The 25,523-nt window shown below is 47.4% G+C and carries 21 protein-coding genes and 1 tRNA gene; 14 read left to right on the top strand and 8 right to left on the bottom strand.

Annotated features, from left to right (window positions below):
- Nucleotides 1–140: 140 nt before the first annotated feature.
- Both treZ and malQ read right to left on the bottom strand, forming a co-directional pair.
- The gene (treZ, locus tag ABDB91_RS13220) at nucleotides 141–2,000 is read right to left on the bottom strand and encodes a malto-oligosyltrehalose trehalohydrolase (RefSeq protein ID WP_347488180.1); all 1,860 of its coding nucleotides are present in this window, start codon (nucleotides 1,998–2,000) and stop codon (nucleotides 141–143) included.
- A gap of 317 nt (nucleotides 2,001–2,317) precedes the next feature.
- Nucleotides 2,318–4,381, bottom strand: coding sequence for a 4-alpha-glucanotransferase (gene malQ, locus ABDB91_RS13215; protein WP_347488179.1), 2,064 nt, complete (start codon nucleotides 4,379–4,381; stop codon nucleotides 2,318–2,320).
- A gap of 580 nt (nucleotides 4,382–4,961) precedes the next feature.
- Between malQ and ABDB91_RS13210 the strand changes: the two genes are divergently transcribed.
- Entirely contained in the window at nucleotides 4,962–6,179 is a 1,218-nt protein-coding gene (locus tag ABDB91_RS13210; RefSeq protein WP_347488178.1) for a glycosyltransferase, read from the top strand.
- Nucleotides 6,180–6,383: 204 nt separating this feature from the next.
- On the opposite strand, the gene ABDB91_RS13205 is transcribed toward ABDB91_RS13210, so the two are convergent.
- A complete protein-coding gene (locus tag ABDB91_RS13205) occupies nucleotides 6,384–7,115 on the bottom strand; it encodes a lipase family protein (RefSeq protein ID WP_347488177.1) in 732 nt (243 codons plus the stop codon).
- Nucleotides 7,116–7,512: 397 nt separating this feature from the next.
- Between ABDB91_RS13205 and ABDB91_RS13200 the strand changes: the two genes are divergently transcribed.
- Entirely contained in the window at nucleotides 7,513–8,931 is a 1,419-nt protein-coding gene (locus ABDB91_RS13200; RefSeq protein WP_347488176.1) for a VWA domain-containing protein, read from the top strand.
- A 521-nt stretch (nucleotides 8,932–9,452) separates the two neighbouring features.
- Here ABDB91_RS13200 and ABDB91_RS13195 read toward each other — a convergent pair.
- Nucleotides 9,453–10,319 (bottom strand): uroporphyrinogen decarboxylase family protein, encoded by an 867-nt coding sequence (locus ABDB91_RS13195; RefSeq protein ID WP_347488175.1) that lies wholly within the window; start codon nucleotides 10,317–10,319, stop codon nucleotides 9,453–9,455.
- A 398-nt stretch (nucleotides 10,320–10,717) separates the two neighbouring features.
- Here ABDB91_RS13195 and ABDB91_RS13190 point away from each other — a divergent pair, with 398 nt between their 5' ends.
- The 4 genes from ABDB91_RS13190 (at nucleotide 10,718) to galE (ending at nucleotide 13,194) form a co-directional block, all read left to right on the top strand.
- Entirely contained in the window at nucleotides 10,718–11,017 is a 300-nt protein-coding gene (locus ABDB91_RS13190; RefSeq protein ID WP_347488174.1) for a hypothetical protein, read from the top strand.
- Between the two features lie 314 nt (nucleotides 11,018–11,331).
- The gene (locus ABDB91_RS13185) at nucleotides 11,332–11,688 is read left to right on the top strand and encodes a YnfA family protein (RefSeq protein WP_347488173.1); all 357 of its coding nucleotides are present in this window, start codon (nucleotides 11,332–11,334) and stop codon (nucleotides 11,686–11,688) included.
- Complete coding sequence (locus ABDB91_RS13180) at nucleotides 11,688–12,011, top strand: YnfA family protein (protein WP_347491606.1); 324 nt, start codon at nucleotides 11,688–11,690, stop codon at nucleotides 12,009–12,011. Before ABDB91_RS13185 ends, ABDB91_RS13180 begins: the two co-directional genes overlap by 1 nt.
- Nucleotides 12,012–12,204: 193 nt before the next feature.
- Entirely contained in the window at nucleotides 12,205–13,194 is a 990-nt protein-coding gene (gene galE, locus ABDB91_RS13175; protein WP_347491605.1) for a UDP-glucose 4-epimerase GalE, read from the top strand.
- A gap of 240 nt (nucleotides 13,195–13,434) precedes the next feature.
- On the opposite strand, the gene ABDB91_RS13170 is transcribed toward galE, so the two are convergent.
- The 3 genes from ABDB91_RS13170 to ABDB91_RS13160 form a co-directional block, all read right to left on the bottom strand.
- Nucleotides 13,435–13,593, bottom strand: coding sequence for a FeoB-associated Cys-rich membrane protein (locus ABDB91_RS13170; RefSeq protein ID WP_347488172.1), 159 nt, complete (start codon nucleotides 13,591–13,593; stop codon nucleotides 13,435–13,437).
- Nucleotides 13,590–15,602, bottom strand: coding sequence for a ferrous iron transport protein B (gene feoB / locus ABDB91_RS13165; RefSeq protein WP_347488171.1), 2,013 nt, complete (start codon nucleotides 15,600–15,602; stop codon nucleotides 13,590–13,592). Before feoB ends, ABDB91_RS13170 begins: the two co-directional genes overlap by 4 nt.
- Before the next feature lie 82 nt (nucleotides 15,603–15,684).
- Nucleotides 15,685–15,900 carry a ferrous iron transport protein A gene (locus tag ABDB91_RS13160; RefSeq protein WP_347488170.1) on the bottom strand — a complete coding sequence of 72 codons (216 nt, stop codon included), beginning with the start codon at nucleotides 15,898–15,900 and terminating at the stop codon, nucleotides 15,685–15,687.
- 373 nt (nucleotides 15,901–16,273) lie between these two features.
- Between ABDB91_RS13160 and ABDB91_RS13155 the strand changes: the two genes are divergently transcribed.
- The 4 genes from ABDB91_RS13155 (at nucleotide 16,274) to ABDB91_RS13140 (ending at nucleotide 20,755) form a co-directional block, all read left to right on the top strand.
- The gene (locus ABDB91_RS13155; protein ID WP_347488169.1) at nucleotides 16,274–18,181 is read left to right on the top strand and encodes an AAA family ATPase; all 1,908 of its coding nucleotides are present in this window, start codon (nucleotides 16,274–16,276) and stop codon (nucleotides 18,179–18,181) included.
- A 268-nt stretch (nucleotides 18,182–18,449) separates the two neighbouring features.
- The gene (locus tag ABDB91_RS13150; RefSeq protein ID WP_347488168.1) at nucleotides 18,450–19,130 is read left to right on the top strand and encodes a response regulator transcription factor; all 681 of its coding nucleotides are present in this window, start codon (nucleotides 18,450–18,452) and stop codon (nucleotides 19,128–19,130) included.
- Nucleotides 19,123–20,511 (top strand): HAMP domain-containing sensor histidine kinase, encoded by a 1,389-nt coding sequence (locus tag ABDB91_RS13145; protein ID WP_347488167.1) that lies wholly within the window; start codon nucleotides 19,123–19,125, stop codon nucleotides 20,509–20,511. The genes ABDB91_RS13150 and ABDB91_RS13145 overlap by 8 nt, the downstream gene beginning before the upstream one ends.
- Nucleotides 20,512–20,626: 115 nt before the next feature.
- Nucleotides 20,627–20,755 carry a hypothetical protein gene (locus tag ABDB91_RS13140; RefSeq protein WP_347488166.1) on the top strand — a complete coding sequence of 43 codons (129 nt, stop codon included), beginning with the start codon at nucleotides 20,627–20,629 and terminating at the stop codon, nucleotides 20,753–20,755.
- A 173-nt stretch (nucleotides 20,756–20,928) separates the two neighbouring features.
- On the opposite strand, the gene ABDB91_RS13135 is transcribed toward ABDB91_RS13140, so the two are convergent.
- Entirely contained in the window at nucleotides 20,929–22,131 is a 1,203-nt protein-coding gene (locus tag ABDB91_RS13135; protein WP_347488165.1) for a mechanosensitive ion channel family protein, read from the bottom strand.
- A 170-nt stretch (nucleotides 22,132–22,301) separates the two neighbouring features.
- Between ABDB91_RS13135 and yqeK the strand changes: the two genes are divergently transcribed.
- From yqeK to ABDB91_RS13115, 4 genes are all read left to right on the top strand, one after another.
- Nucleotides 22,302–22,868, top strand: a complete 567-nt coding sequence (yqeK, locus tag ABDB91_RS13130; RefSeq protein ID WP_347488164.1) for a bis(5'-nucleosyl)-tetraphosphatase (symmetrical) YqeK — start codon at nucleotides 22,302–22,304, stop codon at nucleotides 22,866–22,868.
- A 170-nt stretch (nucleotides 22,869–23,038) separates the two neighbouring features.
- Complete coding sequence (gene rsfS, locus ABDB91_RS13125; RefSeq protein ID WP_347488163.1) at nucleotides 23,039–23,395, top strand: ribosome silencing factor; 357 nt, start codon at nucleotides 23,039–23,041, stop codon at nucleotides 23,393–23,395.
- 229 nt (nucleotides 23,396–23,624) lie between these two features.
- Nucleotides 23,625–23,700, top strand: a tRNA-Ala gene (locus ABDB91_RS13120).
- Nucleotides 23,701–23,822: 122 nt separating this feature from the next.
- The gene (locus ABDB91_RS13115; protein WP_347488162.1) at nucleotides 23,823–25,487 is read left to right on the top strand and encodes an AMP-binding protein; all 1,665 of its coding nucleotides are present in this window, start codon (nucleotides 23,823–23,825) and stop codon (nucleotides 25,485–25,487) included.
- Nucleotides 25,488–25,523: the final 36 nt, after the last annotated feature.

Here is a 25,523-nt window from a genome sequence, read left to right as displayed (position 1 = left end):
GGGTCCACTAAAGAAATGCGGGCAGCAAAGCGGAGATTGCTTTGTTGCTTTGCAGCCCGCAATGACAGACTTTAAGCGTCGCACACAGATTATATTCATAGCAATGATAATGTTGTGTGCACAATATTTTACCTCTTTGATCATGTTGGCTTGTATTCCTCTACTTGCAGCTGAAATAAAACACAGTGACGGGGTCGCAAAGTCACTGTGTTCTTTGCGGCGGATTCCAGGGTGGTGGGAACGGCGCTGCCGCCGCCCAACCATTGTTCTTGCTCGGTGTCAAACAGCTTGCGCCATTGTCCCGCCGGTAAAGGTATGCTGGCGGTTACCACCCGGCTTTCGTTAAAGGAAAAAACCATCGCCGCCTGGTCTGATTCATGCCAGCGGCGGATATACAGCACCTTTTCCGGTATTAGGGGTATCACTTCCGTGTTCTCCCGGTTTAAGCCGGCCAGGGCCGGCAGTTCGCGACGCAGCCGTATTAGTTCCCGGTGCAGCAGGTACAGCGCCTTGTGCCGCCCCCGGTCATGTAAATCCAGATTAAGCCGGGAACGTATAAAAGTAGCTTCATCTTGCGGGTCGGGCACTTCGCCCTCCCAGGCAAAGGAGGAGAATTCCTTTTGCCGTCCTTGCCGTACCGCCTCGGCCAGTTCCGGGTCGGTATGGCTGGTAAAATACTGGAAGGGTGCCGTTTCTCCGTATTCTTCGCCCATGAACAGCATGGGCACATAAGGAGACAAAAACACCGCGCAAGCGGCCAGCTTAAGCCCGGCAAAGGAAGTCAGAGCGGTCAGCCGCTCGCCGCAAGCACGGTTGCCCACCTGGTCGTGATTCTGGGCGTATACCACAAACTGCCGACCGGTATTGAGCCGCGGCGCATTGCCGTGCCGGCGCCGGCGAAAGGGGGAGTACTGGCCGGTATAGACATATCCTTCGGTGAAGGCCCGGGCCAGATGGCGCAGTTCGCCGAAGTCCCGGTAATATCCGCGCTGCTCACCTGTTATCAATGTATGCAGAGAATGGTGAAAATCATCACTCCACTGGGCATCCATGCCATAGCCCCCGATAACCGGCGGCTGGATGACCCGGGCGTCGTTTAGATCGCTTTCAGCGATTACATGCGCCCGCCGTCCCAGCCGGTCGGCCTTTTGGTGCACGGCATTAGTTAATGCGGCCAAAAAGGGTTGGGCGGAAAAATCTTTAATAGCGTGCACAGCGTCCAGGCGAAAGCCGTCCACGTGAAATTCCGTAAGCCAATATAATGCATTTTCGATAAAAAAACGGCGCACTGCATCGCTATCGGGACCATCAAAATTAAGAGCATTGCCCCAGGGGCCGGTGTAGTGTTCGGTAAAATATGGCCCAAAATCCGCCAGGCAGTTGCCCTCGGGCCCCAGGTGATTGTATACCACATCCAGTATTACGGACAGGCCGCTGTTGTGGCAGGCGTTCACCAGTCGCTGAAACCCTTGCGGCCCGCCGTAAGATTGCTGTGCGGCATAAGGATAAACTCCGTCATACCCCCAGTTGCGTTCGCCCGGGAACTGGGCTATGGGCATTATTTCAATGGCGTTGACACCCAGCTTTTGCAGGTATTCCAGGCGTGGTATGATAGCGTCAAAAGTGCCTTGGGGTGTAAAGGTACCCACGTGCAGCTCATAAATAATTAAATCCTGTCCGGCAATACCGCGCCAGCAGTGGTCGGTCCAGTTAAAGCCGCTGTTATCGATTACCGAGGAGGGGCCGTGCACTCCTTCAGGCTGGCAGCGGGAAGCGGGGTCGGGATATTCCTTTTGCCCGTCCAATTGGTAAAGATATAAGCTGCCCGGTGTCACTCCCGCGGCTGTTCCCCGATGGTAGCCGCGCTCATCCCGAATCAGCGGCAGTAGCTGTTCTTGGGGAGCGATAACGCGCACATTGATCTGTTCGGCCCGGGGTGCCCAGACCACAAACCGGCAATACTCATTCCCGAGGTAAGCGGCACCTAATGTATCGTTCATGTTTCTCCCCCTTGGGGTCAGGCTTAAACTTTATTAAACTAACTTTTCTGTCCGGGATATTTATCCGGGATATAGATACCGGTACTTTTGCTTTGATTAACGTTTAAAAGTATGATCATTATGCGTTTGTCGGTAGAAAGCCGTCATATCAGCGCTGCATATGCTGGTAGTCTACTCTGGTGCGATCTGTGTTATGCTAATCCAACCAACAAATATAACTGTTAAATCACAATAGATGATGAAGAATGCTTTTTAATCTTTATCTTTTGTGCTATTACCGGCGTTTAGCATGAGCCATTTCTTGTTATTAAGTTAACTCATCGTAATATTCTCCATATTCTCCGCCTTCTTAGCAAGTTGATTTTCCGTAACGTCTTCAATACTTCGGGCAGCCGGGTAAATTCCTCAATATCCCGGCGGGACTTGCGCCGCCAGTTGGGATATTCTTTAGTGGTTCCGGGGATGTTCTGAGGCGCCGTCTCCAGCCACAGATCCTCCAAATTTATCATCAGTATCCGAGACCGGCTTGCGGCCAGGTGGTTTAAACATCCCTTTAAAACTTTACCGGAATTGCCGCTAGGTGGCGACAGCCAACCTCTGCGAAATAAAAAATGGGACAGGCCCAGGCGATTGCGCTGCTTTTCTTGCCTCCAGTAAGCTGCGAAGGGTGGCATATCATGGGTGTTCAGCGCGGCCAGGGACCGGGACGGCGGGCGATGCGGGCCCTGGCGGGGTATCCGGCTCATTTCAAAGGGCAGAATATGCATCCGGTAAATCTTGTGGCGGTCCATGGACGCCCGGACGGTTGATGGCACGGTGCCCAGGTCTTCACCTACCAGCAGCGTCTGATGGCGGTGAGATTCCAAGGCTAATATAGCATAAAATTCCTCGGCCCGGTATCTGACGTATACGCCGTCACAGGCTGTCAAGCCCTTGGGAATCCAAAACAGGCGGTGCAAACCCATAACATGATCCAGACGCAGTATACCGGCGCACCGCATATGATGACGCAGGACTGCGATGTAATACCGGTAACCCTGCTGCCTGATACTTTCGGGATGCAGAGGCGGGAAGGCCCAGTTTTGCCCCGATGTATTTAGCTGATCCGGCGGCGCGCCGCAGTCCGCTCCCCGGGCAAAAGACTGTTGCTCGCGCCACACGTCGTATCCGGCGCGGTGTACCCCCAGCGGCAAATCCAGGTACAATCCCGCTTTCCGCCGCCTGGCCTGTTCCGCCAGCGCGTGAAATTGTGCGTGGGCCAGCCACTGTACATATAAATGGTAATGCTCGGCGGATGGTTCGTAATCCCCTGCCTGCAGTGTGCCGCTTTGCAACCGTTCCGGCCATTGCGGCCAAACTGTGCGCTGCTTTTCCATGGCGGCCCGAAAACGGGCGTAATCCCGGGCCGCCGGGTGAGCGGTTGCCCAATTCTGCAGCGCGGCTTCCCTGGCCGGCATTTTGACGCAGCACTGAGCCAACAGTTCCATAATATGACGTTTTATTGCCATGCCCCGGCGGTAATCTACCAGGGGAGCCCGGCGCAGTGCGGCGGTTTCTTCTTGTAAAGTCGGTGAATTGAGCGAATCCCGGGCCGCTTGGCATTGTTCAAGCTCAGGGGCGGCGGTTATATCCAAGTAAAATTCGTTCCAAAACAGGCGGCTGGCAGGCGAATAGGGGCTGGCGGCGCAAGGTTCGTCCAAAAAAGCGGCCAGCAGCGGCAGTGTGCCCACCGTATCGCCACCCAGTCTCTGCGTCCATTGCAATAATTGTTTTAGGTCTGCAACGTCCCCGGCTGCCCAACTATGCTCGGAGCGCAGCGCATAAAGGGGCATAAAAACTCCCCACAGGCGTTTGGCGGCCTCCCCCGGCGGAAGGTAAGCTTTTAGGGGCGCGGCTATCAATAGTGTGCGGCGGGTTAAACCGGGCATGGTTACGGTGCAATGGTGATAGCCCGGAGACAAGCCGCCGGGCAGGGGGAGTTGCTTGACCTGATAATCAACACCTTCCACCGTGGCTCTTTCTACCGGGGGTAACAGAGCCAGATTGCACACCCATTCCTTAATATCGCTGTTTTCCATATCCAGCCGGCAGCTGGCCCGGCTATTGCAGAGGTTGCCCGGCAGGCGCAGATCGATATGTACCGGCCGGCCCTCCCAGGCCACTGTTACCGGCTCACAGCAGCTTTGCCACTTTTTCATGCGTTTTTGTCGCAGGGCACCGGGCACATCGGACAGTCCGTCCAGTGGCGCACCCAGTGCCTGCAGCGTGGCCAGCAATGATTGTTCCGATGCCTGGCGGTGCTGTCCACCGGCATCGTGGTAGGTTGTTTGCAGCCCGTACATTTGGGATAGCCGGCGCAGCGCCTCATACTGACTATCCAATTATCTTCCCCCTTGCTCATAACAAAGTCCATAATATTGACAATGTTTGGTGACTCGGATAGTAGTGTCAAATAACAGAATCTCTGCGTATTACAATAATTATGGTTGGCAACCGCAATAAGGTGAGACTTTTTATGCGGTTGTATAGGTCGCCCAAGCTATCGGTCCGGTTATTCTATGCAGTTATATTATCTTTAAACAAAGTCATGGCAGTTAAGTATAATATTAACCTTTTTCTATGGTTAAGTAAAAAAGGCCGTTGGCAGTCGGTACATAAATTTTGTCAAATTCCAAAACCTTCATTTCTATAAATGGGAGTTTCTATTTTTACTTCAGGTGGGGTGTAATCCCCATCTGAAGCGCCGATGTTCAGTCTCAGCTGAACAAGTTTACTCTTTGTCCGTGCTTTGTAAACGTGAAATATAATTTTTGATAATATTTTTGCATGCATAATGCACAATATATACTCGTGTGGATTGTAAAGTTGGTTTTTAAATCAGGCACATACATATCCCAAAGACATATTCGGAGTCACGATTTTTTTTCAGCCATGCTTACAGAGCCGGAAAGGATGATCGCTATGACCAAGAAGTTCAAAGTAACCGGTGTAGAAGATTACGAGCAGTATGTGGGAGCCGATACCATTGAACGTTTGATGCAAAAGGCCAGACCACTCAAAGATATGCATATAGTGCATGTTAATTCCACTTATTACGGCGGTGGGGTGGCGGAGCTGTTATCGTCGCTGACGTTTTTGCTTAATGACTTGGGTATCAAGACGGGCTGGCGGATTATTTTCGGCCCCCCGGATTTCTTTCGGATTACCAAGGGCATGCATAATGCCCTCCAGGGGGGAGATATTAATTTAACCGGCCGGACCAAAGAAGTTTACGAAAGTATTGTATACGAGAATTCGGTGCGTATTAATTTGGACCATGATTTTGTGATTATTCACGATCCCCAGCCTTTGCCGCTCATTGAACACTACCGTAAGAAAGGTCCCTGGGTGTGGCGCTGTCATATAGACTTATCCAATCCGCACAGGGAACTTTGGAATTACTTGAAAACCTTCATAGAGAAGTATGATGCGGCCATAGTAAGCATAAAAGAATATGGCCGGGAGATTAGTATACCGCAGTTGTTCTTTATGCCGGCCATTGATCCATTTACCATGAAAAACCGTGAAATAAGTGATGAAACTATTGACGCCAGGCTGCGGCAGTATGATATTCCCACCGATCTGCCGTTGGTGGTGCAGGTATCCCGCTTTGACCGGTGGAAGGACCCCGAGGGTGTGATTAAAGCTTTTCAAATAGCGCGTAAAGAAGTGGATTGTACGCTGGTTATGCTGGGCAATATCGCCACCGACGACCCAGAGGGGCAGGAAGTGTTTGAGTCCCTGCTGGAATACCGGGATGAGCGCATTATTATCCGCTCCGTAGAAGATGCCGTGTTGGTAAATGCTTTGCAAAAGCGGGCGGCGGTAGTGCTGCAAAAGTCGCTGCGGGAAGGGTTCGGGCTGACGGTAACCGAGGCTATGTGGAAGGGAACACCGGTCATTGGTGGCAACGTGGGCGGTATTCCATCCCAAATTAGGGATGGAGTCAACGGTTACCTGGTTTCCACTATTGAAGAGGCGGCCGAGCGTATTGTGCAGCTGCTCAAAGATGAGGATTTGCGCAGGCGTATGGGGGAGTCGGCCCGGAAAACTGTGCGCGGCAGCTTCCTGATCGTTCGGCTGCTGGAACAATATTTGGATATGCTTAATTCCTTCGAGGTTACCTATCGTTTGACCTGATTAACTTGGCGCAAGTCTCCCATTTCTATATAAGTGGGAAACCTGCGCCAAGCAAGTCATGACCTCGCCGTGGTGGATATAACACCGGGTGCAAGGAGGACAACTGCGCCACCCGCAAATTAGAGTGGTGATAAGGCGATAATGGAATTTACCAGCCAGGTGTAATACTTTCCTGCTCATAAAGCCGGTAAATCATTATTGCAGTTATTTACCCCGAAGTTGTTTTATATAGTTTCTGATATCGTGATTGGCCATAGCGCCACCGGCTTCAAAAGATATTATGTATGGATGATTTACGTGCTTATATATCCAAAATTTATTAAAGATAGGCGATAAAATTACCCTGTTGGGGCTCTTGGGGGTCAGATCCCTGTCGCTGACTACACGTATGCTGTTTTTTACAAAATGATTATATACCGAAGCAAAATCCGGATTACCGGTCCGGGGTGCGCCGAAACTTATCATTACGGGATTTTTGTGTTTCGTGTTAACGGCAATATCCAAGGCGTTTAAAACAGCTAACGCACCCCCTAAACTATGTCCGGTGATGTATATTTTTAAATGCGGCGACATGCTTTCCAATGTATTGAGAACGTCTTCCCGGCAAGATTTGTATAAATAATTAAAACCTGTGTGCACTTTGCCGGCGTGAGGCGCAAATTGATAATTCGTTTGAGAGACGCCAAGGTCAGTGATCCAGTCCCTCTTGGACAGGGAACCTCTGAAAGCAATTATTGCATTGTCTTCCGACTCCATAACATACCCAAACCATTCAAAAACTCGAAAAACCTTCGCCTTAAACGTCTGCACCAATTTATATCCGTTAGGGATACTGAAGCTGCCGTTATACTTAAACTGTTTATAAGTTTGAATACATGCTCCGGCCATGGAAATCAGCTTATTTTTATCTAAATCCCAATATTGGTTTGTTAACATAAGGATCACCTATTCCAATCAGTATTTCCATTAGGATATAAGAGCGGTGGAAAGTTTATTAAGTTGTTAATTAACTTATTGGTTGGGAACATATGGGGAAGCGTTTTCCGTAATGCCTTGCTTTGATATTCTACTTAAACTACGGCCTTTTTAAATTGTTCAATACCAATGCGATTAAGGTATATTCCAGATAACATGCTTTATTTCCTGCCCGGGCGGCGATATTTAAAGCAACAATGAAGCCGTATGAAGGCTGCTGTGTCAAGCTGACAAAGTTCTTTAACAAAACGAGTCGGATAACTTCTGTCTCTAGGGATATTTAAAATGCCGTGCGATTATGATATATTTCATATAACAGGCTTTATTTACTGCATCTATAATTGAATGGGTGGTACATATGTGTGAAGCAGGACTAATGTATACCGGCAGGGAATTATCGCCGAATGAATTTTTTAACCAATTGGCCCGTTTTGTAGCCGTGCTGCGCAGTTTGGGGCTGAATACGGGTACTGCGGAGGTAAACGACGCGGTCCGTGCTCTGGCTGCGGTGGATGTGCTGGACCGGGAGCAATTTCGTCTGGCCCTGCGGGCTACTTTAGCTAAAAGACAGCGGGATGCCCGGGTGTTCGACATGGCCTTTGGATTATTTTTTACTCCTGACCAGGTAAAACAGCAGCGCCGCCAGGAGGAAGCGGAGGAAACGGCCCGACAGGAGCAATTAATAGAGGAGTCCGCCAATGAGCTAAAAGGGGGAGTATCCCGCAGCGGAGGCGATTGGGCGGGCGGGGCCGCGGAACAGCTAAATTTAACCGGTGAGCAGCTTCAAACCTATGCTCGCTTGTCTGAAAAAGACCGCCAAAAAATAAACGAATTATTGGAAAATTACCGGGGTAACCCGGTGAACGACCCGTCCAAGCTAATCGCCCAGGTAGTGGAAGCATCCCTGGATTATTGGCGCTATCATTTGAACCGGCAGGATGAAGAAAAGGGTATGGCCAGAATACAGCGGCAAGTTCAATATACCGGGGATGAAGCTGTCGACGAGGTGGTGCGCGCGGTATCCCGGGGGTTGGCGGAAGAGCCCGAAGAGTCCTTGCTGGAAAGAGATATGCGTACCATTGGTGAACAGGATATGCCCCGGGTAATCGTACTGCTGCGTAAAATGGCCGCTCGTTTAGCCACTGGTCTTTCCCGCCGCTACCGAAGCAGCCGCAAGAAACACGCCATTGATATTAGGCGCACTGTGCGGGGTAGTGTACAGTACGGCGGTATCCCACTGTATCTGCGCTATCGCAGTAAGCGAGTGCAAAAGCCCAGGCTGCTTTTACTTTGTGATGTTTCCGCCTCCATGACCATGTATGCCCGGCTTATTGTTCAATTTTTATATGGGCTGGCCGATGTGGTGCGGGATATTGAAGTATTTATATTTTCCGAGGACTTGGAGCGAATCACTCCTCAAATGCGCCGCAACCTGGGCTTTGCGGAAACCATGTCCGCTATTATGGCCCGGAGCGGGCAGTGGGGCAAAACCACTGACTTGGCTCAAGCTATGCGTACATTTATGGATCACTATAGTTACCTCTTGACCTCGGATACCTATTTGATCATTATCAGCGACACCAAAACCCAGCATTCCGACAGAACCGCCAGGCTGCTGGTGGAAGCTGAAAGGCATGTCCGGGACGTGCTTTGGCTGAATACTTTGCCTCGCAACCAATGGCGGTATGTGCCTACCGTAGCCTTGTTCAGTCTAAAGACGCGCATGCTTGAAAGCAACACACTGGCTCAACTGGAGCGTTCGCTGCGCGGCTTGTAGTGTTTAACCGGCTGCACATTGCCAAGAAAGAAACCTGACCGTTATGACTGGATTGGTGCAGTGATTGCACTGACAGGTGCGGCAATTATAATAAAGAAAGAGAAAGTAAAAAAATCTTAACAATGTTATATCGGGGGCATATATTTTAAGTAAGGAAACTAATGCATGGTATGTCTCAGCCGTTAAATGAGAGATTTAATGCACGGTATGGATCAAGTTGTTGCTGGTAGACATGGTTTGCCGGGTTATACCTGAGCAAACCTCATTATTTTTTGTCTCTTTTGATATTTCATGACTTTATTTTTTTTATAAAAAACTAAAATTCCAGGCTACTATAAAAAGTTCACGTCTGAAATTCTTACCCCTGATACCGCATCTTAAATTTAAATATTGCCCACATCCCGTTAACCCTTATATATTAGGCTTTTTAATGGTGGTTACTTGCTTTTCTGGGTGCCTGTTCTATAAAAGAAGCCCTTGGCCGCCATCATCTAATAGTTTTCACTTTTTAACTTTCCAAGTCAGCGGCTTTCGTTTAACAAGCGATATAAAAGCTTTAATTGATTTAGACTTGCAGTATTGCTAAGACCGCATAAAGAAGACAGAATCAAACCGCAACCTTTAGACAGTTCTTCGATATAAAACAATATTTCTTTTTTATTTTGGTGAAGATTAAAGCCTGAATTCATTAACCAATCTGATTTTATACCGGACATCAGAGCGATGTTTGATGGAAGAACTCGGCTTAAAGTGACTAAATCCATAGCTTCCGGCTCCAGGGAAAACATAGTATACTCATGGTCTAGCAGTAAATTTAATATTGATTCAACGTTGCCATCAGAATGAAAACCCATAGCTGTTTCTTTTACTAAATTCCTCAGTTTTTTGTAAAGCGGCAATATATTGCTTTTAAACTTTTGAGGCGAAAAATATAGCCCCTGGGTATAAGCTATATCATCACATAGAATCAACAGGTCGGCACCCGCTTTTTCAGCTGCGGCCAGTTCAAAAGCAGTTACTGCTGTGTGTTTTTCAAGCTGACTATTCAGGTGTTTTTCATTAAAAAACATTTTCATAGTTTCTTCAAAACCATGTTCTTTAACCGTACGTTCAAAGGGACCATCTACAGTGACTCCGCAAAACAATTCTAAAGCGTGGGCTTTTTTAATGTTAATTTCCATTTCCTTTGACCCAACCGAAAGCTGTTGAATTGGATTGGTGTAGCTTAAAAAGCATAGGTTGGCATCAATCTCGCGGCTGATAGTAACTATAGAATCCTGCTTTCTTTCAAGACCCAATTCATCTAATACGGTACCTGATATCCAGAGTTCACCACGGAGAACTCTGGATATCTTTTTTTCTTTTAACAAGCACAGTAGATTTTTCACTTTAATACCTTCTATCAAAACTAAAAATATATATGCTTTCTTTAGTTAACCAAACATTTTTTTATAAGTCAACCACTGTTTTAGATAACTCAAAATGTAACCAATTTCACAAACTATGCCAGTCGCAAAGCAATTTCAGAGGTCATACGTGATAAAAATTCGGAGACCAAAAAAAGGTGGCTGGTCGTCGACCACATAATCTTTTTGAGATGCGGGCTCTGGTAATATAAAAAGTAGATAAATTAGTAAATTACCTCCAATTTTCCTAAAAAGAAGGGTCTTATTAAAAAAAATTATACATTTATGCCTTTGGGGGCCTATCTCTGAAAGCCTTCTTTATTTTTTTACTTAAGTTATCTAGGAAGCAAGACTTAAAGGAACTTTTCCGGGTTGCCCGGTTGGTTAGAGAAAAACATTTCTCTAACCAAATATTTTTATATGGGTTTATATATTTTTCAACTTGGTGTCGTAATAATAATTGCTCCTTTTGCAATGGACTCCAATGTAAAAATTTTGATGCTGCATTTTTTGAAATAGCTATAACTGTAGTTAACGAAATTCTCGAAAAAAGGAATGTAGATAAAGCAGTGATAGACGATCTGCTAAAACGGGATATGATTGTTGAGTTTTTCTATGAAGGGAAAAGTTTTACAGAAAAAAACTTAAAAAATAAACAAAAAACATATACAATTTCTTAGAGATCAATGTGGAACATTTCTTGAGAGAATTGGGTGAGTGTCAATACCTGAACGATAGATTTATAAAATTAATCGAAGAAACAATTAAAGAAACACCTGTAGGAGTGATACCAATTTGTGTAGTGCGGCCGGCCTTCGCTTTCGGCCCGCTATTTTGCCGACCTACGCTTAAACCTTTCAGTTATTACAACAAAGCTTCATTTTATGATAAAATATGAATATGTACAAAATAGTGGTGATGTTTTAATATGCAGCTAATCTATCATTCAATAACTGCAACTGCAAAAATATACAGTTGAGCAGGGAGGCAAAAAATGGTATTCAGATCAGCGGTACTATTCTTTCTTGCCGGATTAGCGGAAATAGCCGGGGGATATTTTGTATGGATTTGGCTGAGATATGACGCGAGTATTATGTGGGGCGTATTGGGTGGACTTGTTTTGATTTTATACGGGGTTATTCCAACCTTTCAGCGATTTCCGGACTTTGGGCGCATTTATGCGGCATATGGGGGTGTTTTTATCGTCATGTCGATTTTGTGGGGATGGTGGATTGATAATATAACACCTGATTTATATGATTGGCTTGGAACCGTTATTGCGTTAATCGGCACGGCGGTTATTCTCTGGGCCCCCAGAAAAGAGGAGGGAAGGGAAGTCGAAAGACAATGATAATAAAGTCGGCAATACTATTTGTCTTGGCGGGTTTAGCTGAAATTGGCGGAGGATATTTGGTTTGGTTATGGCTGCGGGAGAAGAAGCATCTTATTGTTGGTATTGTCGGAGCTATTATCCTTGTTTTATACGGGGTTATTCCTACGCTTCAGGATTACCCGAATTTTGGTAGAGTTTATGCTGCTTATGGCGGCATATTTATCGTCTTATCGCTATTTTGGGGCTGGGGAATAGATAAAAAGAAACCTGACCGTTATGACTGGGTTGGTGCAGTGATTGCACTGACAGGTGCGGCAATTATAATATGGATGCCAAGATGATCTTAAAAGTATTCATATAACAAGATGTGTTTGTATCAAACGTCATTAATTGTATTAATAATAGGTATGGCGGCGATTACTGACTAAGCTCATCCGATAGAAGAAATGGGGGAGGTGAAACCTGGTCTTTATATAATTACCCGTGGACTCGGACGGGTAAGACGAGCATGTTTAAAGAACCAGGCTCTATATGTTGAATATATTAGTAACCGGTGGTGCCGGGTACATCGGCAGCCACGTGGTAAAGGAATTGTTGCAGCGGGATTACAAAGTAGTGACGCTGGATAATTTGAGCAAAGGTCACCGGGACGCTGTGGCCGGTGGGATGTTCGTGCAGGGAGATTGCGGCAACAGGGCGCTGGTGAGCGAACTGGTAAAGAAGAATCAGATTAACGCTGTGGTGCATTTAGCTGCGGACAGTTTGGTGGGAGAATCGATGACCAGGCCGGATAAATACTGTCGAAATAATCTGGGTAACGGTGTGGAATTTTTGACGGCGCTGGTGGAGGCGGGGGTGCGGCAGTTTATACTCTCATCCACCGCGGCGGTTTATGGCGAACCGGAGTATACCCCTATTGATGAGGCGCACCCTGCTTGCCCGGTTAATGTCTATGGCGGTACTAAACTGATGTTGGAGCAAATTTTAAGCTGGTATGAGCGAGCCTATGGGTTGCGATATGTTTCCCTGCGTTATTTTAACGCTGCCGGCGCTGATCTGAACGGAAATATCGGCGAAGACCATAACCCGGAGACACATTTGATTCCCCTGGTTATACAGGCTGCCATGGGTAAACGCGACAAGGTTGCAATTTACGGTACGGATTACCCTACCCCTGACGGCACCTGTCTGAGAGATTATATCCATGTTTCCGATCTGGCTGTGGCGCACATTCTGGCGCTGGAGGCGCTGCAGGCGGGCGAACCGTCCGCAGTATACAATTTGGGCAATGGGCAGGGCTATTCGGTGCGCGAGGTGGTGGATGCCGTGCGTCGGGTAACGGGCCGAAATTTTATTGTTGAAGAAGGTCCGCCCCGGGAGGGTGACCCGGCGGTGCTGGTAGCCAGTCCGCACAAGATAAAAAAGTGTTTAAATTGGCAGCCGCGCTATGGTGAATTGGAGGACATTGTACGCACGGCCTGGAAATGGCACAGCAGTCACCCGGACGGTTATGGTTCCCAATAACGGTTATTGGGCGTTGTCGATAAAGGGGCTGTTGCAACAATTGCCTAAACTCCTTGTAAAAGAAGGCTTTGAAGCAAAAGCTAGTTAAGTTGTGCCTAAAATCAGCCAATCCGATAATAAGTTCAGGTAATTATCGGATTGGCTGATTTTATTTTTATATTATTTTTATATAACAGAAAGGGAGCATCGCTCACTGCTTAATAAAGTAGTTTTGCGACACCCCCTTTGCTGTTACTTGTGTTATGACTTATCGGAACGCCCGTGGCATTCGCTGCATTCGCTGCAGCCACTGCATCCGGAACACTTTACACCTCTTTTTTTATCCCTTGCCATTTTAAAAACAGCAAGTGCCACCATTAAAGCTACTACAGCAAGAACCAGATAATCAACTATGCTCATAATTTCACCGATGAATGCATTGCGGTGGATACTTGTGAACCGCCGCCTTTTTTCATCAAGTAAACAACAAATCCTACGATAGCAGCCACAGCAATCAGGCCCGGGATAAATCCTTGACCCAAAGTACCGGCAGTCATTAAAGTGCCTATTTGATACACGATAAAAGCCAGTACATAGCCCATGCCCAGTTGGAATCCGACAGCGCCCAAAAGCCACTTGGACGATTCCAGCTCTGCGTTCATGGCGCCTATTGCCGCGAAGCAAGGTGGTGTAAAGAGGTTGAAGACCAGATAGGAAAGCGCGGCTATCGCGGTAATGCCGAATACCGAACTTACTTCGGCGCTGCCGCCTACCAGTGCCAGTTCTTCAGTGTCGATAAAATTCGTTATGCTAAAACAAACAGCCAAGGTGCCGACTACATTTTCCTTGGCGATAAATCCCGTTACCGCCGCGGCTGCGAATTGCCACAGGCCAAAGCCAAGCGGTATAAATAATATCGCCAACGGTGTCGCAATGCTGGCCAATATGCTTGTCTCCGGCGCGGACTCGGCGACAACCCGGAATTGCCAGTCGAAGGTTTGTAAGATTTGTACCGCGGCGTTGCAAACCAAAATTATTGTACCTGCTTTGATAATAAATGCTTTTGCTCTCATTAACATGGATATGGTTGCTCTCTTTAAACTGGGCAACCTGTATTCGGGAAGCTCCATGATAAAGTATGACCTGGAGTAATCACCTGTAATTTTTCTAATAATCAACGCACCCAGAATAATTACAAAAATGCCGAGAAAATACATTGAAGTGCCGATCCATCTGTTATCGCCAAAGAACACACCGGCGAAAAGGGCAATAATCGGGAGCTTGGCTCCGCAAGGCATAAACGTGGTCAGCATTGCGGTGGTGCGTCTTTGCCTTTGGTTTTTAATAGTTCTGGTGGCCATAACGCCAGGTATGCCGCAACCGGTACCGACAATCATCGGTATGATGGATTTGCCGGATAAACCGACTTTTTTAAAGAACCTGTCCAAGACAACCGCTACACGGGCCATATACCCGCCGTCTTCCAGGAGTGCCAGGCAGAAGAACAACACCATAATTAACGGCAGGAATCCAATTACCGCACCGACACCGCCAATGATACCGTCAAGCAGCAAGGCGCCGACAACAGGGTTCACGTTTTCGCCCAGCAATGTTGCCACACCTGCATACAACAAGTCTATCCAGCCGACAAAGATATCTGCAAACCATGGACCGACCCAGGACTGGGAAATCGAAAACACCAGCCACATTATTACCGCAAAGATCGGAATGCCCAGCCATTTGTGTGCCACTAACCGATCAATATTGTCTTGTACGGTTTGTTTTTCAGAGCTTATTTTTCTTCGCTCAACTTCGGCAACAATTTCATTGACAAACGCATAACGTCTATGATCGACTTTTTCAAATTCTTCTTTGGTGGAAGCTTTTTTAGCACCTTTAATATTTGGCGCTATTTGCTTTTGGTCCGACTTGCCAACTGTTATTACAGCATTTATCAGTTCAGGTAAACCGTTATTGGCAGATCTTGTCGATACAGTTTGAATAACGGGGCATTTCAGGGCATCACTCAAGGCCGGAACATCTATCGTATTGCCCTTTTTTTCCGTCATATCACTTTTATTGAGGGCAACTACGACGGGTATGCCCAGCTCTAGTAATTGAGTGGTAAAAAACAAACTTCTGTTTAAATTTGTTGAGTCGACAATGTTAATGATCACATCGGGATTTTCATTCTGGACAAAGTCTCTGGTTATCGACTCTTCACTTGTATATGGCGACATGGAGTATGCACCGGGCAGGTCCACTACAACCAAGTCTTCATTCCTTGGGTTAAGGCTCTGTTTAATATCACCTTCCTTCTTCTCCACGGTAACCCCGGGCCAGTTTCCCACATGCTCAATTTTACCCGTAATAGCGTTAAACAGCGTTGTTTTTCCGCTATTGGGGTTTCCTGCTAAAGCGATTTTCATGAGTCCCCTCCTTTGTAAATTGTTAGGCCTGGCTAACTCCTAAGCTGAAAACATACCGCTGATGTTAATTGCGGTAAATAATTTAGATCATAATGGCTTTTGCTAAATCCTCATCTATACTGTACCTTGCGTTTTTGATGTTAATTATATAGTTGGATGCTAATTTTGAAATAATAGTTACTTTTTCACCGGGATAACAACCAAGCGTAAATAAAAAATCGCGAATATCTTCATGCTCGGTGTTGACATAATTTACTGTATAGGGTGTATTTAACATTCCTTTTGCTAATGACATCATTAACATCCCCTTACTTAATTTAGAATGTGTGCTAATCAGTAAAAAGTTTACTGATGCCGGTTTTCCTGCCCGTTAAGGTTCTAATTTTTTTCTCAGCAATTTATCTCTTATATTGTACCGTTGCTGATAATGAAAGTCAATATCATTTCATTGCGTTATACGACAAATTCATGTCCTTCCTTGACTTTCTCGGCTATCTTATTTTTGGGCGAAATTATTATCGGAAAACTTATTGATTCAATAACCCCGCGTTTGCAGGATTGATAAAAAGGTATGTGGAATTGGGAGACAAACGTAGCTTAGGTTAAGTTATAAATATACTGCGTTATCGAACTGCAGCGGTTTTTAAAGTTGGGCGGGGAGGCGGTTATATTTGGATAAAATTGATTTATTATTGCCCGACGGCAGTACATACCAAATAGACAATAAGCCGGGCCTTACTTATATCATTGGGCCCAACGGCACCGGCAAGTCTTATGCCTTAAAAAGATTTGCCCGGCAAAATCTTGAAGAAGCGCTGTACATACTGCCCACCCGGGACGATGTCCGGCGTAATTTAACGCCGGTGGTGCGGCAGGAGGAAGATGAGTTTTTCCGGGAATGGCTGGCTTATGATCAGATTTGCCGGTATTGGAGCCGGGCGGTTAAACAGCCCGGCCTTTTGGCTCTGGCTTTTTCTTTTTTGGAAAGGTTGGGCGTGCCGCAGCGGGTATCGGTTAGCGTGGAAGACGGTGGAGTTAAGTTCTGTATGTCCGCTGAAGATGGCTGTCAGTTGGCTGCTCATGAAGCCCCGGGGTTGATCAACCTGCCTGTGCTGGGCATTGCGGTTTATGATCCCGAACGTAAGCTGGTGATTATTGATGAGCCTGAACAGTCCCTGCACCCCCAGGCGCAGCACATTTTTGTGCAGGTTTTGCGTGAGGTGGCCCGGCTGCAGGAAAAACACTTTATTTTAATCACCCACTCGCCTTCCATGGTGGATTTGCGCAGTGCCGAGGATCTGGCCAGGGTATTGTTTTTTCGGCGTCCCAAAAACTATTTGGCGGAGCGCAAAGTTTTTCAGATAAGCTATGAAGATGCGGTGCAATATACTGATTTGCTGCCCAGTTTAACCACTTATAAGCGGGAAGTGCTGTTTGCCGACAAAGTAATTTTAGTGGAAGGGCAGCACGATCGTGATGTATTAACGGCGCTGATTGAATCAGGCGGTTTCAGGGTTTCTCTGGCGCGCACCGGCGTGCTGCCTTTGGGCGGGGTTGGTTATATGGCCAGGTACACTGCCTTTTTTAAAGAGATAGGCGTCAAACCGTTTGTAATTTGCGATCGGGATGTAGTATACCCCACGTCGGCCATTCGCTGGCACTGTGGGCGCATGGAAGGAAATAGTTTTGACTGGCGGGGATGGCTCAGCCTATCCAAGGCGAAAGCCCACGCCCGAGGTTTGGCGGTTGCGAACTCCGCTGACAGGCCCAATTTACAGCCGGCCGAATTTGATACTTTGGACCGCCTGGCCGGGGCCGTGCGGCGTTTGATGAAAAAAGCACTGGAGCGGGTGGACGAGTTTAAAGATGAACTGTTGTCGGTGGCGTCAATGGGTGGTTTGTTGGACGAACTGCAAAAAAAATACGCCTTGGAGGGGGATTATCGTGAATATAGGGCTTACCACCTGATGTTGACTGTGGCATTAAGTCATGCGGATTGGTTGTATTCACCGGCGGCGGATATTTTCGATCAATTGCGGGAGGCTTACGATCAGTTGGAAAAACAGGCTGACCGCCTGGATATTCTAATTTTACGTTCCGGCCGCCTGGAGGATATTTACCGGCATAGCGGACGCTTGGATTGGTCTAAAACAGAAAAGTCGCTGCGTGAGGCGGCGGATATACGCAGCTATTACCGGGGCAGGCTGGAACAGGTGGACAAGGATTACCCGGAATTAATTGAGCCGCTGATTAGAAAGCGGTTTATTATGCGTATGAATAACGGTATACCGCATGAAGCTTCCGCGGTGCTGTCGGGGAAAGTCCACGAAATTTACGATTTTTTATTCGGGGCGGGGGAGTTGGCCGAGCGCATCCAGCGTTTGGAAAGTAGTGGCAGACTGGAGGAAATTTCCTCCGGGGCACGGGTGGTCGCATATGATATTCAGGCGAGTCCTGCGGTGGTAACCCTGGAGATACCCCTGCTTAAAGGATATCTATCGCCCGATGGCCGCATCACCTTAAAAGCCGGTGTTCGGCCGGAGATATTTAATTTGTTATACAAAGGTCCGGTGAAATAAGTAATATTATACATATTATACGTACAATTATTAAATTGAGCAACTATAACCAAACCCAATATGCCTGCGGTGTTTTTTATAACTCCGAAGCAAGATTTTGAAATTCATGTAATTTTGCAGTAAAATATACGAAAAATACGATATTTTTTTCCTGGTCACTATCTATTTCCGGGCAATGACGGACTAAGTTAATTTTCATCCGCTGATGATGCCGTGCAAGCGGCGGCATGGATGTCTATTAAAATTAAAAGTTTCAGGGGGCACTGGATTGAAAAGAATTTATGTCGTGGACGATGATGCCAATATAGCGAAAATAATAAATAAGTACCTGGATCGCGAAGGTTTTTCCGTCAGTGTTTTTTACGACGCCGGCAGTCTGCTGACGGCACTGGAGCATGGGTTGCCCGACATGTTTATACTGGACATTATGATGCCGGGGATGGATGGCTTTGAGCTATGCAAGGAAATCCGCCGTCGGGGAGATGTGCCTGTGATATTTGTTTCGGCCCGTGGCGAGGAGGTGGACCGTGTACTGGGATTGGAGCTGGGTGGGGACGACTACCTGACCAAACCGTTTTCTCCCCGGGAATTGGTGGCCCGGGTACGCACTGTACTGCGCCGGGCTGGCATTGCCCGGACGGTGGTTGAGGAACAGGAAGTGCGGGTGGGTGATTTGGTGGTTTACCCGGGTCGCCGGGAAGCTGTTGCCGGGACGGAGTCATTGGAATTAACAGTCAAGGAGCTTGATTTACTGCTGTTGCTGGCAAAAAACGCAGGTCAGGCGTTAAGCCGCGAGCAGATTCTGGACCGGGTATGGGGCTATGATTATGTGGGAGATAATCGTGCAGTGGATGACGTGGTTAAACGTCTGCGTCGCAAAATGAAAAATAATGGGGCACGGATCAGGATTAGCACGGTCTGGGGTTACGGGTATAAAATTAATGTTTAGACGCAAAGGTATTGCCTTGCGCATTGCTGTGGGATATCTGGCAGTAATAGTGCTAACCGGTCTGCTAATGAGTTTTTCTTTCTGGTTATTGCTCAGCCGGCATCTTGAACAGGCAGCCCGGGAAAATTTATGGCGGGATGCGCAAAACCTGGTTGAAATGTTAAATGATCATCCGGAAAAGGGATTCGGACAAAATGGTAAGATGATGCGCCGGTTTATGACCTATCATATGCTGGGCCGGGTTATTCAGGGGGAATATCTGCTGGTAAACCACCGGGGGGTGGTGCTGGAAAGCAGTATCGGCGATGAGGCCGCAGGCAACGTATTGGAGCCGGGGTTGTTGGCGAAGCTGGCTGCAGGTGCTCAAGAAGGCCGGATTACCTTGGGGCAGGAACGTTATGTGGCGGCGGCTCGTTATCTGGGCGGAACAGCCGAGCGGGGCGGCGCGGTTGTGCTGCTTACCCGGGTGGAAGGTCTGGAGGAAATTAAACAAGAATTGCTTATTATCGCTTTAATTAGTCTGGCCTTGCCTTTACTGGCGGCTTTGGGTATTACTTGGCTATTGGCCCGGCGTATTTCACGACCGCTGGATTTGCTTAAGGAAAAAGCACAGCGTGTGGCCAGGCGTAATTTTGGCTGGCGTGTTCCGGTGGACACAGGCGATGAAATTGGCGAACTGGGTCAGGCTATTAACGCTATGGACGAACAGCTGGCGGAATACGATCGGGTACAGAGACAATTTTTTCAAAATGCTTCTCATGAGCTAAAAAGTCCGCTGATGTCCATCCAGGGGTATGCCGAAGGGGTGCGTGACGGCGTTTTCAAGGGTGTGGAGGCCGAGCATGCTTTGGAGGTTATCGTGCGGGAAACCGGGCGGTTAAAAAAAATAGTAGAGGAATTAGTTTATCTTGGCAAGCTGGAAAGCGCCTCGGAGGTATATAATTTCGAAGATACCGAGATAAGTGAGGTGTTGGAGCAGACGATCCAAGTACAGCAGGTACTGGCCCTGGATAAAGACATCAAACTGGAGCTGGGTGATTGTCCTGACGTACACTTGTGGGCGGATGGTGAAAAACTGGTACGGGTTTTTATTAATCTAATAGCCAATGCGGTACGCCATGCCTTCTCCCGAGTCTCTGTACAAGCCGCGGTGCAAGGTGAAACGCTGCGGGTGACGGTGCGGGATGACGGACCGGGATTTACCGATGAGGACTTGCGCCGCCTGTGGGAACGATTTTATAAAGGCCCCCGGGGCGGCAGCGGGCTGGGATTGCCTATTGCCAGGGCTATTGTTGAAGAGCACGGGGGCGCTATCCGGGCCGACAATGCCGCATCCGGCGGTGCGGAAATAGTAGTTGTGCTGCCGCTCACCAATAATTAATCATTTTTTAACAATAGGCTGTTTGAATTTTTACACGCAGCATATATAATTAGCATATAATAAACGTTGTATCATATGTTTATAGAGTTACAATAAACAAGGAGGTGAAGTGAATATGACAAAAGACTTAATTGATCAAATCCTGCGGGATATCGGTCTGGAGAAGATTGAACCGGAGCCCGAGGAAATTAAGCGGGAAGCGCTGTCCGAAAACGGGGACGGTAAAAAGAATAGGAGGAATTAATGTGTTAACCGGGGATCAATAGCCGGGGGTCGGTTGAAAAACAAAACCGCCCCCGGTTTTAAATTTTAAATCACTAAACTCCTAAACACCTAAACCCCGATTTTCAAAAGTGTCCGCCGGTCTCATTATGCTCATTGTCCCGGCAGTACCCGCCGGCAGGTAGCCATACAGCCTTAATCCTGCGTAATCGTAAGCTGGTGCCCCTCTGCATTCCTCTGGTAAAGTACCCGTTTGGGATAGGGGATTTCTATGCCCGCCCGCTCCAGGGCGTACTTAAAGCGGCGGCGCAGTTCCCTTTCCACTGCCCATTGCTCACCCGCTACAGTGGGGGCAATGGTGCGAATGTTTACCGATGACTCAGCCAGATCGGTAACCCCTTGAACCTGGGGCATGTCTAAAATAGCATCCATATCGCTTGCGGCAGACGCGCATTCCTGCCGCAATACTTCAAGGGCCTGGTCGATATCTTCTTCGTATGCGATGCCTACCGTCACCACAGCCATCATTTGTCCCCGGTTGTAATTGGTTACCCGGGTAATCTCACCGTTGGGGATGACATGCAGTTGTCCCGTCCACTCCCGAATTTTACAGGTGCGCAGCCCAATTTCCTCCACTGTGCCCACCACTCCGGCAGTTTCCACAAAATCTCCCACGTTGAACTGATCCTCGAATAGAATAAAAAAGCCGCTGATAATATCTTTTACCAGGTTCTGGGCGCCAAAGCCTATGGCCAGTCCCAGTATCCCCGCGCTGGCCAGTATGGCACTGGTGTTGACGCTAAATATCTCCAGGATCATTAAACCGGCCAGGAAAAATATAATATAAGTTAGTACGCTGCGCAACAATACTTCCAATGTCTGGGCCCGGCGGTTTTCCATAAAATTGTCTTTAATGCGATTGGCAAAAATTTGTTTTATAGCCAGCTGTCCCAGGTTAATTGTTAACTTGGCTCCCAAAAACACGCCAATAATTTTTAATAACCTGGCCCCCAGTGATTTTAAATCATCGGCGGAGATTATTTTAAAATTGAATATTTCCAGGATAATAATGCCGGCGATAAAATATCCCCCGTAGAAAAGCAGTGTTTTAAGAAAAGCGCGCGCCGAGCGAATAAAGTTATCGGAAATGGGGCGCTGCTGGCCGTCCGATTCGTCTTCGGGCGGGGCAGTCCCCCCGGGCCGGCTGACTATGTCGGGCTGGTGATTTGTTTCCTTTAAAGTGCGGTCCAGTATATGTGATAGAATCTTAATTATTAAATATGTGGCGGCCAATACCACAGCCGAGGCTATCAGGTCCGTCAGGAGTGTTTGTATCCTCTCGGGTGTGAACCGGTCCCATATACCGCTTATGATTAACTGCCATTGCTCTTTTAACACAGTAATCCCCCGCAATATTGCTATTTTATTTGCTGCGGGTTATTATAACATATTGCTTGACTCTTTCCCATTGGTTAGATGATATTATTGATGGCTATCTTCGACTTTCTGTACATATCCCGGTTATCTTGTTTTAAATCAGGCTGCGGCAAATCTTATGGAGGAAAAAAATGCAATATAAGTATTATTTGAAGTGTTTAAAGGGCATGCTTAGTGATAAAAGACTTCGGCATTCATTGAAGGTTAGCAATACCGCGGTCAGGTTGGCCGAGCTGTACGGTGCCGACTGTGAAAAGGCCGCATTGGCGGGTTTGCTGCATGATTGCGCGAGGGATCTGCCAAATGATGAACTACTGACTTTAGCCCGCCACAACCGTGTGCCTGTCGATAGTATTGATGAGGCCAGGCCGGTGCTTTTGCACGCTTCAGTGGGAGCACTGTTGGCTAAACGCCAATTTAGCGTGCGGGACGAAGCTGTGCTCCAAGCTATTGCTTTACATACATTGGGTGATGAAACGATGACTTTACTGGATAAGATAGTATTTGTTGCGGATAAAGTGGAACCGGACCGTAGCTTTCCGGGGGTGGGGGAACTGCGTGAAATCGCGCGGCGGAATCTGGACCGGGCTTTACTGTGCTGTTTTGACGCTGCTATTATGTTATCCGTGCGCAATGGTGACTTAATTCATCCCAGGGCTGTGCGGGCCCGCAATGGGATAAGACTTAAAATGGGGTAAGACTTAAATTCAATTAAATCAGCTGTAGATCAACTGCAAAACGGTTGGCAATAGCATGCAACGATACGGAACAATAGATACGGTTATGATTGTTTTGCCGCCAGGCAGGAACTTTTAAACCTCGGGCGAATATCAATTAAATATATAATAACTTATAGGGGGATTGCTTGTTGATAAATGAACCTGATGTTCTTGTGCGGTTGGCTGTTGAAGCGGCGGAAGGGAAAAGGGCCATGGATATTACCGTGTTAAACATTGGCGGTGTTTCCGTAGTGGCTGAATACTTTATTATTTGCAGCAGCAGGTCACCGGTGCATGCCCGGGCCATTGCCGATGCAGTTGAAGAACACTTGCGGCAGCACGGCGCCGGTCAACCACGCAGGGAAGGGTTCAAGACGGCGCAATGGGTTTTGTTGGATTACGGCTCAGTGGTAATACACGTTTTTCAGGAGGAACAACGCCGTTTTTATAATCTGGAGCACTTATGGGGGGACGCTCGGATAATAAAATCCCCGTTAAGTATGTAATATTTTTATCGTTGACTTTATATGTTAATTCTTTTATAATTATGCTCAGTTTAATATGGCAAATAACAATGAAGGGGAATAGTAATATCGCTGTTTTATCCCGCAGAGAGCCGCCGGTTGGTGTGAGGCGGTGGGTAAGGCGAATGAACTCGCCCCGGAGTTGCCCGGTGGAAAAAATAAGTATACCGGGACGGCATGTGCCGTTAACATACCAAGCGGTTAAAGTCACGGGGATGTAGCTCAGATGGGAGAGCGCCTGAATGGCATTCAGGAGGTCAGGGGTTCGATCCCCCTCATCTCCACCAAAGACTTTATCAATTAGGGTGGTACCGCGAGATCAACCTCTCGTCCCTTTGGGGAAGAGGGGTTTTTTATTTTATTTTTTCTCTTTAACATGTTAACTAGACAAAGGATTAGAGGTGACGGCATGAAGAAACTTGACAATCAAATTACCATTGGGGAACTGCTGGATTTATCCGCGGGCAGGTTCCCCCATAATGAAGCGGTGGTTTATCCGGACAGCAGTATCAGATACACATATCGGCAGTTTCAGCAGCAATGCAACCGGGTGGCTAAATCATTGATGGCTCTGGGTATCAAAAGGGGTGAGCATGTTGCTCTTTTGGCGGCCAACATACCGGAATGGGTCGTGCTTCAATTTGCCTGCGGCAAAATGGGAGCGATATTAACGTCGGTAAATACTAATTATAAAGTGTTTGAATTGGAATACTTGCTCCGGCAATCCGATGCCACCACTTTAATTTTTTCCAGCGGTATCAAAGATTCAAATTACGTTGATATGGTATATGAACTGTGCCCGGAATTGCGGGACAGTATGCCTGGCCGTTTGAATTGCAAAAGATTGCCGAAGTTGAAAAACCTGGTATACATTGGTAACGAAAGCCAGCCCGGCATTTTTGACTGGCAGGATGTGCTGGCCATGGGCGAGGGGATTACTGACGAGGAACTGATGGCCAGGCAATCATCTCTGGACCCTGACGATGTTATTAATATGCAGTATACTTCGGGAACTACCGGTTTTCCCAAGGGAGTTATGCTGACTCATAATAACCTGGTAGGGAATGGCTATAGTGTTGGTGAATGCATGAGTTTTGGTCCTGATGACCGCCTGTGCATTCCTGTGCCTTTGTTCCACTGCTTTGGTTGTGTGTTGGGCACTTTGGCCTGTGTTTCCCATGCGACCACTATGGTCATGATAGAAGCATTCAACCCCGTGAAAGTCCTGGAAGCGGTGGAAAAGGAGCGGTGTACGGCGCTGCATGGGGTGCCCACCATGTTTATTACCGAGTTGGAAGTGCTCGAGAGACAGCCTTACAATACGTCTTCCTTACGTACCGGTATTATGGCGGGGGCTCCCTGCCCTATTGAAGTGATGAAGGCCGTTGTGGAGAAAATGGGGATGCGGGAAATAGTAATTACCTATGGCCAAACCGAGGCGGCACCCGGCATTACCATGACTCATACCGACGATCCGCTTGAAATAAGAGTATCCACGGTGGGTAAAGCGCTGGAAGGGGTCGAAGTAAAGATTGTCGACCCGGAAAGCGGCGATGAAATGCCGTTCGGGGCTCAGGGTGAAATCTGCGCCCGTGGTTACAATGTTATGAAGGGATATTACAAAATGCCCGAGGCCACGGCCGCGGCCATTGATAACAAGGGGTGGCTGCATACCGGTGACCTGGGTATTATGGATGAAAACGGTTATCTTAGAATAACCGGCAGGATTAAAGACATGATCATTCGGGGCGGCGAAAATATTTATCCCCGTGAAATTGAGGAATTTTTATACACCCACCCGCAGATTAAAGATGTGCAAGTGGTGGGTGTGCCCAGTGAAAAATACGGGGAAGAGGTTATGGCCTTTATTCAGTTAAAGGAAGAGGTCACTATGAGCGCTGAAGACATTAAAAAGTATTGTTCCGGCAAGATTGCCCGTTATAAGATACCGTCCCATATTCACTTTGTTAACGGTTACCCAACTACCGCCAACGGTAAGGTGCAGAAGTTTAAATTGAGGGAAATAGGCATCAAGGAGCTGTCTCGCTACGAAAATGCGGCTAATCCGGCTTAATATCAGACCTAACTTTTATAAAAAGACATAATATGA

Source organism: Desulfoscipio sp. XC116 (genome assembly GCF_039851975.1).
In the GTDB taxonomy this organism is placed as follows: domain Bacteria; phylum Bacillota; class Desulfotomaculia; order Desulfotomaculales; family Desulfallaceae; genus Sporotomaculum.
This window is presented reverse-complemented; position numbering and strand designations above follow the sequence as displayed.